Raw genomic sequence first — 11981 nt, 5'->3', positions numbered from 1 at the left:
GTGGTGGGGCAAGAGCCCTTTGGTTACTTTGGGGCTCTTTTCCAAAGTGACCCGCCGTAAGGGCGGAACCCATATCAGCTATCACCCAAAAAAAGGATATACCCCCTACACCGAAAACCGCCCCACCATCGTGTTCAAATCCACAGCCACCGCGACAATTCCTGACTAGCCGCACTCGTCTGATGTGCCCCAGTCGACGTCTGATCCGATGAATCAAGAATATTCATCAAATGACAATCCACCGCTCGCGCCGCAGCCGCCCGCTGCACCTGCTTGCGCCCATGCTGTCGCCACTTGCCACGCCCTAGGCGATTTTCAGGGATTCCTTCCATGTGCGCTGCAACCACGTGCAGCAAGCCTCAAGAAAGGAATGCCGCTTCAGGGTGTTTGTGTCGGACGAAAAGGCGATATCAATGTGCCTGCTCATCGCGAGCGGCCTTCGGCAGAATTGCCAGGAAGTTATCCCGCGCAACTTTTCGGGCGACGTCCTCAGGCAACGCGTCCAGAAACGGATCAAAGCGGTGCATTTCCTTACCCAACTTGTTGAAACGCCCTACCACGTCCGACCCCAGCATAAAGCGCTCCGGAAAGCGCTCTACGAGCTGTAGCCACTGCGCACGGGGTTGGCCTGCGTCATCAAGCAGATACGGCGTGAGCATGCTCCAGGACAGGTCGATGTACAGGTTGGGATACGCCTCCAGCATCCGGCTCAAGGTCGGCAGCAAAAAGTCCATTTGCGCCTGATGGCGGTGGATCTCTTTGCTGGTACCCGCGTGAGCCCAGATAAAGCGGGTGTGCGGATGGTTGCGCAGTGGCTGTTCAACTTCCGCCAAGTACAACGGGTTGCGCTCGCGCTTGGAGGTGATGTTGGAATGCAGCATCACCGGCAAATCGTTTTCCGCGGCCAGGTGATAGATGCGCGTCATGGCCTCGTTGTTGGCGCGCGGGGTGTCACCGGCGGTCAAAGCGGTCAGGTCATCGTGGCGGGTGAACACTTCGCCGATGCCTTGCCACAACCCGGGGTTGAGGTCGAGCATGCGCTGGATATGGGCGGCGGAGTTCTTGTCATTGGGATTAAAACCGGACAGGAACGGGTGAAAATGCTGGCGTTGCTCAGGCGTAAGCCTGTTAACCGCCGCAGCAACGATCACATCGGTGGCGCTGTACCAATAGGCGTCGGCGTCATCACCGGCGTAGTAGCGCGGGCGCTTGGGTTCGTCTTCATGCCATTTCTTCGCCACAGGAATGCCGGAAATCATTACGTGTTCAATGCGCGCGTCAGCCATGGCTTTGAGCAGCTTGTCCATGCCCGCCGTTTCCTGGAAGAAGTCGACGTAATGCAGGTGCGCATCGCTGTAGGCATAGTCACGGGCCTGCACGGCAACACTGCCGGCAGCGAACAACAGGGCAAGACTCAGGCGGCTCCAGGGCACGGTACAACCTCGATGGGGGCTAGTTACGGTAGACCTTCTGACGCCAGCCGGGGTTCAGAGGGCAAATCACGCGGAACACCAGAGTGCCAGCATGCTCTATAACTGCATGACCTTCTTCCTGCCACTGTGTGAGGTTTGCCATGTCTGTTACCGTCAATACTCTGAACCACGACAACTTTCGCCACAGCGTGAACATCAATAATCACGAACTGTTCACTGACCTGCCCAAGAGCCTGGGCGGTGACGACTCGGCGCCCTCCCCCCATGACTATTTCGATGCCGCCCTGGCCTCGTGCAAGGCGTTGACCGTCAAGCTCTACGCCCAGAAGAAAGATATTCCCCTCACCGGCGTGACTGTCGAAGTGACCCACGACAGCACCGAGGAGCAAAAGGGCAAATACACACTGAACGTCAAGTTGACCCTCAAGGGCGTGCTCACCGATGAACAGCGTGACGAGCTGCACCGCGTCGCCGACCGCTGCCCGGTGCACAAGCTGATGACCACGGCTGAGGTCACTATCGAGACCAGACTGTCCGAAGGCGCCTTCAGCCAATAACGCCAACTTCCCGTCGAGCGGGTTATGCTCAGTAGCATCCAACCCGCTCAGACAGGGATGCCCCATGACCACCGTGATCCGCCCCCGCCCCGAAGACGTCGAAGGCCAGCCCATCCTGCGTCCGCTGCCCTCGCGCGAATGCCGCAGCGTTGGGCCCTTTGTATTTTTCGACCATATGCTGCTGACCCGTTACGCGCCGGGCACTGGCATGAATATCCGCCAGCATCCACATATCGGGCTGTCGACGCTGACCTATCTGTTTGAAGGCGCGTTGCAACACAAGGACAGCCTCGGTTCGGACCAGGTGGTGGAAGCCGGTGACGTGAGCTGGATGACCGCCGGCAGCGCGATTGCCCACGTGGAGCGAACGCCCGAGGCGGTCAAGGCCAAGGGTTTCAGCCTGCACGGGCTGCAAGTATGGCTGGCGTCGCCCAAGGATCACGAGACCGGGCCCGGGCATTACAGCCATCACCCGGCGGCGAGCCTGCCGGTCAGCGACAACCTGGGCGTGCAGATTCGCCTGATCGCCGGCAGTGGTTTTTGCCTCAAATCGCCAGTACCGGTGCTCTCGCCCACGCTCTACGCCGAGGTGCGGATGCAGACGGCTACAACCTTGCTGATCCCGGATGAACACGAAGAACGGGCGGTGTATGTGCTGGAAGGCGAGGCACAGCTGGATGGCGAGGCGCTGGAGGTTCACAGCTTGGTGGTGTTGCCCGCTGGGCAGGAAATGACACTGTTCGCCGAGAGCGATTGCCACTTGGTGGTGTTTGGCGGCGCGCCACTGGACGGGCCACGGCGGATCAACTGGAATTTTGTGGCGAGCGACCCGGCGGTGATTGAACAGGCCAGGCAGCGGTGGGCGGCCGGGGATTGGCCGACGGTGCCGGGGGAGTCTGAAAGGATTGAGTTGCCGGTCAGGTAGTCATCGCGGGCAAGCCCGCTCCCACAGTTGAAATGCATTCCAAATGTGGGAGCTGGCTTGCCTGCAATGGGGCCATCAGGCCTGAAACACTTCATCCAGCAAGTCATGCATCGACTTGAACGCCCGCTTCGCGGTCTTCGCGTCATACATCATCTTGCCCGGCACATTGGCATGCGGGTCGGTAAAGGAATGCACCGCGCCGCCGTAGCTCAACAATTGCCAATCCACACCGGCGGCGTTCATTTCAGCTTCGAATGCCGGCAGTTGCTCTTTTGGCACCAGTGGATCGGATGCACCGTGCAGCACCAGCACCGAGCCCTTGACGTTTTTTGCGCCCGCCGGGTTTTGTGTGTCGATGGTGCCGTGGAACGATACGGCGGCCTTCAACGGCGCGCCGGTACGTGCGAGTTCCAGCGAGCAGAAACCGCCAAAGCAGAAGCCGAAGGTCGCAAGCTTCGAAGTATCGACTTCTGCCTGACCCTGCAGCTGTTCAAACGCCGCCTGCAACAGCTTGAGCAGCTTGGCGTTGTCATTCTTCAACGGCATCATCGCGGCGCCGGCCTCGTCGCCATTCGACGGGCGCACGGTCTGCCCGTACAGGTCAGCGATCAGCACCACATAGCCTTTGCTGGCGACGCTTTTGGCAATTTCTTCGGCACCCGCACTCACCCCCATCCAGTTCGGCGCCATCAGCAGGCCCGGCAGTGGGCCTTTCTGGCTGGCATCGAACGCGAGACGGCTTTCATAAGACTGGCCATCAATCTGATAGACCACGGAACGCACAGTGACTTGGCTCATCATTTACTCCAGTTGAGGTGCACTAGAACGAAAAAACCCGCCGAAGCGGGTTTTTCTACAACGGTGTTAAACCGACAGTTCAACCAACAGCTTGTTCAGTCGGCGCACATAGGCTGCCGGGTCTTTCAGGCTGTCGCCAGCGGCCAAGGCCGCCTGGTCGAAGAGGATGTGCGACAGGTCGCCAAACCGCTCTTCGCTCTGCTCGCCGTCGAGCTTCTCGATCAGCGGGTGAGCCGGGTTGAATTCAAAGATCGGCTTGGAATCCGGAACTTTCTGGCCGCTGGCTTCAAGGATCTGGCGCATTTGCATGCCCAGGTCCGCTTCGCCGATGGCCAAAATCGCCGGGGAATCGGTCAGACGGTGCGAAACCCGCACTTCGCTGACAGCCTCGCCCAGGGACGCCTTGATCCGCTCAACCAAACCTTCTTTGGACTTGGCGACTTCTTCGGCTTCTTTCTTCTCTTCTTCGGAGTCCAGGTTACCCAGGTCCAGGTCACCACGGGCCACGTCGACGAAGGATTTACCGTCGAACTCGTTGAGGTAGCTCATCAGCCACTCATCGATACGGTCGGTCAGCAGCAGCACTTCGATGCCTTTCTTGCGGAAGACTTCCAGGTGCGGGCTGTTCTTGACCTGGGCGTAGGTTTCGCCGGTCAGGTAGTAAATCTTGTCCTGACCTTCCTTGGCGCGTGCCAGGTATTCGGCCAGGGACACCACCTGCTCACCGCCCTCTTCATGGGTCGAAGCAAAGCGCAGCAGGCCGGCGATTTTTTCCTTGTTGGCGAAATCTTCCGCCGGGCCTTCTTTCATGACCTGACCGAAGTTTTTCCAGAAGCCTTTGTATTGCTCAGGCTCGTTCTTCGCCAGTTTTTCCAGCATGTCGAGCACGCGCTTGGTCAGCGCCGACTTCATGGAATCAATGATCGGGTCTTTCTGCAGGATTTCCCGCGACACGTTCAGCGACAAATCGTTGGAGTCGACCACGCCCTTGATGAAGCGCAGGTACAGCGGCAGGAAGGACTCTGCCTGGTCCATCACGAACACGCGCTGTACGTAGAGCTTCAGGCCTTTCGGCGCTTCACGCTGGTACAGGTCGAACGGCGCACGGGCCGGTACGTAGAGCAGCGAGCTGTATTCCAGCTTGCCTTCGACCTTGTTGTGGCTCCAGCTCAGCGGGTTTTCGTAGTCGTGCCCGATGTGCTTGTAAAACTCCTGGTATTCCTCGTCCTTGATCTCGGTACGCGGACGGGTCCACAGGGCGCTGGCGCGGTTGACGGTTTCCCATTCCGGCGCAGGCTGCTCTTCGCCTTCGGCAGCCGCTTGTTCTTTCGGCAACTCGATCGGCAGAGCGATGTGGTCGGAATACTTCTTGATGATGTTGCGCAGGCGGTAGCCGTCAGCGAACTCATCTTCAGCGTCTTTAAGGTGCAGCACGATGCGGGTGCCACGGTCGGCCTTGTCGATGGTGGCGATTTCAAACTCGCCCTCACCTTTGGACGACCAATGCACGCCTTCACTGGCGGCGAGGCCGGCGCGACGGCTGAACACTTCAACCTTGTCAGCCACGATGAAGGCCGAGTAGAAGCCCACGCCGAATTGACCGATCAGGTGCGAATCTTTTTTCTGGTCGCCCGACAGGTTCTTCATGAAGTCTGCGGTGCCGGATTTGGCGATGGTACCCAAATGGGTAATCGCGTCTTCGCGGCTCATGCCGATACCGTTGTCTTCGAGGGTGACGGTCTTGGCGTCCTTGTCGAAGCTCACACGGATTTTCAGTTCGGCGCCACCTTCCAGCAACTCAGGCTTGGACAGGGCTTCGAAACGTAATTTGTCGACAGCGTCAGAGGCGTTCGAGATCAATTCGCGAAGGAAAATTTCCTTGTTGGAATACAGCGAATGGATCATGAGGTGCAGCAGTTGCTTCACCTCGGTCTGGAAGCCCAGGGTTTCCTTTTGAGTTTCCACACTCATGGTCATCAAACTCCAATTGGATGGCAGTGGCCGCGCCCTCAAGGGTTGGCGGCGGGTTGTCATCAAAGTTGGGGGCTAAGACGAGGATTTCAAGGGCGGGCCAATTCCTCAATCTTGAAATGTGCACGAGCGGTAGCAATCGGTTCGGCGGGGGTGCTCTGCCACGCGGTGATGGCCACATTCGCCACGCGCCGGCCCTGGCGCCACACCTGGCATTTGGCGTAAGTGTCGCGAAACTGGCCGGCACGCAGGTAATCCAGGGAAAAGTCGATGATTTTCGGGACACCCGGCGCACCCGTGAATACCAGCAGATGCAACGCCGCCGACAGCTCCATGAAGCCTGCGATCACGCCGCCGTGCAGCGCCGGTAATATCGGGTTACCAATGTTGTCCTTGTTGGCGGGCATCTTGAACAGCAACTCATCGCCCAGGCGCGTGCATTCAATGCCGATCAACCGGGCATAGGGAATCAGATCGAGCAGCGCTTCGTAGTTGCCACGCTCGTGGGCCTGTTCGAGACGGGTCTTGAATCGGTGCGTCATGCCTGCTCCCCCTTGATCGTACTGCCCAGCCCTTGTGTGCCTTTGAGGCGTTTGCCCATGCGCATGAAAGTGCCCACCACATGGGCAATCGGCTGCTGCGGGTCGTCCTGGTAGGCAAAGCCGCGCGTGAAGATCACGTCGGTGGTGACGCGATAGCATTGGGCGAAGCCGTACACCGGTTTATGCGGTTCGGCGGCATGCATGTAGTCGATACGCAGGTCGAGGGTCGGGCACACCTCGAACTCCGGCAAAACGCACAGGGTGGCCATGCCGCAGGCGGTGTCCATCAGGGAAGTCAGAGCGCCACCGTGGATCACGCCGCTTTGAGGGTCGCCGACAATCGCCTCGGCGTACGGCAACACCAACGTCATGCCCTCCTCGCTCGCGGCATGAACAGCAATGCCTAGCACCTGACAATGGCGCAAGGCCGACACGAAGCGCGTGGCACGCGCTAACAAGGGGTTTTCGGTCATTGATTCCAGACTCTTATTAGTGTGAATACGGTGAATGGAGCCCGCCGCAAAAAGTTCCTTTTAGAAAAGCTTTATATATCTCTTGGATAAAAGGAACTAATGCTGGCCCCCCAAGCTCGAAAGGCCAGTAGATATATCCATAAGGAGAAACACCCCATGCGTAAGACTTTAGCTATTTCCATGATGTTGGCCGCTGCCCTCGGTCTCGCTGCCTGCGATAAGAAATCCGAAGACAAAGCCCAAGACGCTGCTGCACATTCCGAGCAAGCTCAGAAAGACATGGCCAAAGCACAGGATAAAGTGAACGACGCTGCGAAAGAAAACGCCGATGCTGCCAAAGCTCAGGCTGAATCGAACGCCGCCGCTGCAAAAGAAGCAGCTCCTGCTGCTCCAGCAGAACCAGCCAAGAACTAATCTTCTGGTTGTTGCTGCGAAAAGAAAGCCCGCTTATAGAGCGGGCTTTTCTTTGTCTGCTGTTTTATCAGGACCGGAAAGTTGAATTAACCTCATCGCGCTCGATTAATGCACCGCCTCTTTAGGCGTATCCGGTAGATGGGTCGGTGTGTAGACCATCACTTGCAGGACATCGGAATGAAATTCCCGACGGTACAGCACCAACACGACCCCGCTGCTCATCAACATGAATAACCATGGGCTGACGAACCAGGCCAGCATGGTCATGCCGAAGTAATAAGCACGCAGCCCAAAGTTGAACTGGTTGGCCGCCATGGAAATCACCCGGGCCGCCCGCAACGCAAAAGCCTTGCGCTCCTGTTCCGACACATGTTTCTCACCGACCATGGGCGCCGACCCCACCAGCACCGCCGCAAAATTGTATTGGCGCATGCACCAACTGAACGTGAAGAACGCGTAGACGAACACCAGCGCCAGGCACAGCAACTTGATTTCCGACAGGCCCTGAGACGCCTGCTGCACCATGGGAATGTCCGCAAGCAATGACACCGCGCGCTCGGACGCGCCGAGCACAGTGAGGATACCGGCGAGAATGATCAAGGTGCTGGAGGCGAAGAACGAGGCGTTGCGTTCCAGGTTGCCGATCACACTGGCGTCGGCAATGCGGTTGTCGCGCAGCAGCATGCGGCGCATCCAGTCTTCGCGGTACAGGTGCAGCACGCTGGCCAGGCACGCGGTGTCACGGGCTTTCCAGGTGGCGTAACGGGTGTAGCCGCCCCAGCAGAGGACGAACCAGAGCGCGGCGAGCAGATGGGTTTGGTGGTTTTCGACGAACGACATGCGGGTCCTTGGGCACTGTGGATGAAAGCGAACGCGGTTCAAATAGGTGGGAGCTGGCTTGCCTGCTCCCACACTGACCATGTTCCAACTTTAGAAGGTGTAGCGTCACACACATAAAAAATGCCCCGTATCGATTGATACGGGGCATTTCGGTACAGCGTCGAAGCCGTGTTACGCGATCGCTTCGCTACGCTTGCCGAGCATCCGGTCAATCACCACCGCAACCACCAGGGTCATCACCGACGGCACCAGCCATGCCAGGCCTTGCTCGCTCAGCGGCAAATGCGCCAGCTGCGCAGGCATCCAGTCCGCCAGCCCGGCGCCCTTGAGCGCGTCGATGCAACCGAAGATAAACGACACCAGCATCACCGGCCCGACGATCCGGCCTTGCTCCTGCCAGAAGTCCTTACAGAAGCTCAGAGCTACCAGCACGATGCACGGCGGGTAGATGGCGGTCAGCACCGGTATCGAGAACGCGATCAGCTTGGTCAGGCCCAGGTTGGACACGAACAGCGAGAACACCGCCAGGATCACCACCAGCGTCTTGTACGACAGTGGCAATACGCGGCTGAAATACTCGGCGCAGGCGCAGGTCAGGCCTACAGCGGTGACCAGGCATGCCAGGGAGATCAGCACGGCAAGGAAGCCGCTGCCCAGGGAACCGAACGTGTGTTGCACGTAAGCGTGCAGCACCGCGGCACCATTGCTGGCGCCAGCAGCTACCGCGTGGCTGCCCGAACCCAGGCGGAACAGGCTGATATACACCAGCGCCAGGCCCACGCCGGCAATCAGTCCGGCGATGATCGCGTAGCGGGTGATCAGTTTTGGCGATTCCACGCCACGCGAACGAATGGCGTTGACGATGACAATCCCGAATACCAGCGCACCCAGTGTATCCATGGTCAGGTAACCATTGATAAACCCCTGGGAGAACGGCGCTGCCACATATTCAGGGGTCGCGACGCCCACATCACCGGCCGGCAACGCAAAGGCGGCGATGCCCAACACGGCCAGGGCGATGATCTTCAATGGCGCCAGGAAGCGCCCTACCGTGTCCAGCAAACGACCCGGGTACAGGGAGATGAAGAACACCAGCAGGAAGTACACCGAGCTGTAGAGGAACAGCGCCAGCGGGCTTTCACCCGTCAGCGGCGCCAGGCCCACTTCAAATGAAACGGTCGCGGTACGCGGGGTGGCGAACAGCGGGCCAACGGCCAGATACGCCGCCGCTGCAAGCAGGCCACCGGCGATCTTGCCGATCGGGCTGCTCAACGCGTCCATGCCTCCGCCGACCTTGGCGAGGGCGATCACGGTGACCACCGGCAGACCGACTGCGGTGATCAGGAAGCCCAGCGCCGCCATCCAGACATGCGGCCCGGACTGCAAACCAACGATAGGCGGGAAGATGATGTTGCCGGCGCCCACAAACAGGGCAAAAGTCATAAAGCCTAACGCCAGGATGTCCTGGCTTTTCAACACTTTCATTTGAGGAAATACCACACTACTGAATCGGAATTTAGAGAGGGCTTCCCTGTGGATGAGGGAAATGCTGCCGACCCGGATGGGGGCCGACCGGTCTAGCGCGGGGCTTCCTTTTGGGATGCGCACGCATAAAGAGGCGGGTAGGTTACAGAAATAGGCTGACAAACGCACTGTTGCGGGGCGAACTGTCCGATAAGCGACATTCTTATGTCGCGTTTTCATACTTAAAGGTGGCAATACAATCAACTGTGGGAGCTGGCTTGCCTGCGATGGCATCGACTGGATCTACCTGATGGACCGAGTCGGCCGCATCGCAGGCAAGCCAGCTCCCACAGTTGACCGCATACTTTCCAGCATCCAGAACGCACAAAGGCCACCCGAAGGTGGCCTTTGTGTTGGTTCAGCGTCAACTAAGCACGAGGCTTACTTGGTAGCCCAACCGGTCAGCTCGGACAAAGCTTTGCCGATGTCTGCCAGGGAACGCACGGTTTTAACGCCTGCGTCTTCCAGGGCAGCAAACTTCTCGTCTGCAGTGCCCTTGCCGCCAGAGATGATTGCGCCAGCATGGCCCATGCGCTTGCCAGCAGGGGCAGTCACACCAGCGATGTAGGAAACAACCGGCTTGGTCACGTGTGCCTTGATGTAGGCAGCCGCTTCTTCTTCAGCCGAACCGCCGATCTCACCGATCATCACGATCGCTTCGGTCTTCGGGTCTTCCTGGAACAGCTTCAGGATGTCGATGAAGTTGGAGCCTGGGATCGGGTCACCGCCGATGCCGACGCAAGTCGACTGACCGAAACCGGCGTCAGTCGTTTGCTTGACAGCTTCATAGGTCAGGGTGCCGGAACGGGAAACGATACCGACTTTGCCTGGCAAGTGAATGTGACCTGGCATGATGCCGATCTTGCATTCGCCTGGGGTGATCACGCCTGGGCAGTTAGGGCCGATCAGGGTAACACCCAGCTCGTCGCACTTAACTTTAGCGTCCAGCATGTCCAGGGTAGGAATGCCTTCGGTGATGCAGACGATCAGCTTGATGCCGCCGAAAGCTGCTTCCAGGATGGAGTCCTTGCAGAAAGGAGCCGGGACGTAGATCACGCTGGCGGTAGCGCCAGTTTGAGCCACAGCGTCTTTCACGGTGTTGAACACTGGCAGACCCAGGTGCTCGGTGCCGCCTTTGCCCGGAGTTACGCCACCAACCATCTTGGTGCCGTATTCGATGGCTTGCTGGGTGTGGAAACTACCTTGCGAACCGGTAATACCCTGGCAGATAACTTTGGTGTCTTTATTGATCAGGACGCTCATTATTTGCCCTCCGCAGCTTTAACAACTTGTTGAGCAGCGTCGGTCAGGCTGGTAGCCGCGATGATGTTCAAACCGCTTTCTGCCAGTACTTTAGCGCCCAGTTCAGCGTTGTTGCCTTCAAGGCGAACAACAACCGGGATTTTAACGCCAACTTCTTTCACTGCACCGATGATGCCTTCGGCAATCATGTCGCAACGAACGATGCCGCCGAAGATGTTGACCAGTACTGCAGCGACGTTGGAGTCGGACAGGATGATCTTGAACGCTTCGGTAACGCGTTCTTTGGTAGCACCGCCGCCTACGTCGAGGAAGTTGGCTGGTTTGCCGCCATGCAGGTTGACGATGTCCATGGTACCCATGGCCAGGCCAGCACCGTTGACCATGCAACCGATGTTGCCTTCCAGGGCTACGTAGTTCAGTTCGAACTTGGCAGCGTGCGCTTCGCGCGGATCGTCTTGCGACGGATCGTGGAAAGTCTTCAGCTTAGGCTGACGGTACATGGCGTTGGCGTCGATGTTGATCTTGGCGTCGAGGCAGTGCAGATCGCCGTCAGCCTTGATCACCAGCGGGTTCACTTCCAGCAGGGCCAGATCGTGATCCTGGAACAGTTTGGCCAGACCTACGAAGATCTTGGCGAACTGGGCAACTTGCTTGCCTTCCAGGCCCAGCTGGAAAGCCAGCTCGCGACCCTGGAATGGCTGAGCGCCAACCAGTGGATCGATGGTGGCTTTCAGAATTTTTTCTGGGGTTTCTTCGGCGATCTTCTCAATGTCCACGCCACCTTCGGTGGAGGCCATGAACACGATGCGACGGCTCGAACGGTCAACGACAGCGCCCAGGTACAGCTCTTTAGCGATATCAGTGCACGATTCAACCAGGATCTTGGTGACTGGTTGGCCATTGGCATCAGTCTGGTAAGTCACCAGACGCTTGCCCAGCCACTGCTGTGCGAAGGCCTTGGCGTCTTCTTTGCTGCGAACCAGCTTAACGCCGCCCGCTTTACCGCGACCACCAGCGTGGACCTGGGCTTTGACAACCCACTCGGTACCACCGATTTTGTCGCAAGCTTCTGCTGCTGCTTCCGGGGTGTCTACTGCGTAGCCCTTGGATACTGGCAGGCCGTATTCAGCGAACAGCTGCTTACCCTGATACTCGTGAAGATTCATGCTTTTTACCGTCTTCGTTAGGTACTGCGCATTCGGCGCTGCGCTCATTATGAGTGCCGCGCCACCTGTGACTGC

At 58.4% G+C, this 11981-nt stretch carries 12 protein-coding genes and 1 pseudogene; 3 read left to right on the top strand and 10 right to left on the bottom strand.

What is annotated here, in order from left to right; all coding sequences use genetic code 11:
• Window positions 1–105 precede the first annotated feature (105 nt).
• Together BFW87_RS32340 and BFW87_RS20885 are read right to left on the bottom strand one after the other, a co-directional pair.
• Window positions 106–266: pseudogene (locus BFW87_RS32340) on the bottom strand (methyl-accepting chemotaxis protein); the annotation flags it as partial.
• A 144-nt stretch (window positions 267–410) separates the two neighbouring features.
• On the bottom strand, window positions 411–1433 hold the full coding sequence (locus tag BFW87_RS20885; protein WP_078741619.1) for an amidohydrolase family protein: 1023 nt from the start codon (window positions 1431–1433) through the stop codon (window positions 411–413).
• A gap of 140 nt (window positions 1434–1573) precedes the next feature.
• Here BFW87_RS20885 and BFW87_RS20880 point away from each other — a divergent pair, with 140 nt between their 5' ends.
• Window positions 1574–1990 carry an OsmC family protein gene (locus BFW87_RS20880; RefSeq protein ID WP_078741618.1) on the top strand — a complete coding sequence of 139 codons (417 nt, stop codon included), beginning with the start codon at window positions 1574–1576 and terminating at the stop codon, window positions 1988–1990.
• A 64-nt stretch (window positions 1991–2054) separates the two neighbouring features.
• Entirely contained in the window at window positions 2055–2915 is an 861-nt protein-coding gene (locus BFW87_RS20875) for a pirin family protein (protein ID WP_078741617.1), read from the top strand.
• A gap of 75 nt (window positions 2916–2990) precedes the next feature.
• Here BFW87_RS20875 and BFW87_RS20870 read toward each other — a convergent pair whose 3' ends face one another.
• The 4 genes from BFW87_RS20870 to BFW87_RS20855 all read right to left on the bottom strand — a co-directional run bounded on the left by BFW87_RS20870 (window position 2991) and on the right by BFW87_RS20855 (window position 6699).
• Window positions 2991–3713, bottom strand: a complete 723-nt coding sequence (locus BFW87_RS20870) for a dienelactone hydrolase family protein (RefSeq protein ID WP_078741616.1) — start codon at window positions 3711–3713, stop codon at window positions 2991–2993.
• 66 nt (window positions 3714–3779) lie between these two features.
• Window positions 3780–5684, bottom strand: a complete 1905-nt coding sequence (gene htpG, locus BFW87_RS20865) for a molecular chaperone HtpG (protein WP_078741615.1) — start codon at window positions 5682–5684, stop codon at window positions 3780–3782.
• 89 nt (window positions 5685–5773) lie between these two features.
• Window positions 5774–6226, bottom strand: coding sequence for a PaaI family thioesterase (locus BFW87_RS20860; protein ID WP_078741614.1), 453 nt, complete (start codon window positions 6224–6226; stop codon window positions 5774–5776).
• Window positions 6223–6699 carry a PaaI family thioesterase gene (locus BFW87_RS20855; protein WP_078741613.1) on the bottom strand — a complete coding sequence of 159 codons (477 nt, stop codon included), beginning with the start codon at window positions 6697–6699 and terminating at the stop codon, window positions 6223–6225. The genes BFW87_RS20860 and BFW87_RS20855 overlap by 4 nt, the downstream gene beginning before the upstream one ends.
• A 156-nt stretch (window positions 6700–6855) precedes the next feature.
• Between BFW87_RS20855 and BFW87_RS20850 the strand changes: the two genes are divergently transcribed.
• On the top strand, window positions 6856–7113 hold the full coding sequence (locus tag BFW87_RS20850; protein WP_078741612.1) for a hypothetical protein: 258 nt from the start codon (window positions 6856–6858) through the stop codon (window positions 7111–7113).
• Between the two features lie 105 nt (window positions 7114–7218).
• Here BFW87_RS20850 and BFW87_RS20845 read toward each other — a convergent pair whose 3' ends face one another.
• The 4 genes from BFW87_RS20845 to sucC all read right to left on the bottom strand — a co-directional run bounded on the left by BFW87_RS20845 (window position 7219) and on the right by sucC (window position 11906).
• A complete protein-coding gene (locus BFW87_RS20845; protein ID WP_078741611.1) occupies window positions 7219–7953 on the bottom strand; it encodes a DUF599 domain-containing protein in 735 nt (244 codons plus the stop codon).
• Window positions 7954–8124: 171 nt separating this feature from the next.
• Complete coding sequence (gene brnQ / locus BFW87_RS20840) at window positions 8125–9438, bottom strand: branched-chain amino acid transport system II carrier protein (protein ID WP_078741610.1); 1314 nt, start codon at window positions 9436–9438, stop codon at window positions 8125–8127.
• Window positions 9439–9858: 420 nt separating this feature from the next.
• Entirely contained in the window at window positions 9859–10740 is an 882-nt protein-coding gene (gene sucD, locus BFW87_RS20835; protein ID WP_078741609.1) for a succinate--CoA ligase subunit alpha, read from the bottom strand.
• On the bottom strand, window positions 10740–11906 hold the full coding sequence (gene sucC, locus BFW87_RS20830) for an ADP-forming succinate--CoA ligase subunit beta (RefSeq protein ID WP_003210567.1): 1167 nt from the start codon (window positions 11904–11906) through the stop codon (window positions 10740–10742). The genes sucD and sucC overlap by 1 nt, the downstream gene beginning before the upstream one ends.
• Between the last annotated feature and the right edge of the window lie 75 nt (window positions 11907–11981).

This window comes from Pseudomonas fluorescens (assembly GCF_002022275.1).
GTDB lineage: Bacteria > Pseudomonadota > Gammaproteobacteria > Pseudomonadales > Pseudomonadaceae > Aquipseudomonas > Aquipseudomonas fluorescens_AJ.
The sequence above is the reverse complement of the archived record's forward strand: the minus strand, read 5'-3'. Positions and strand labels throughout refer to the sequence as shown.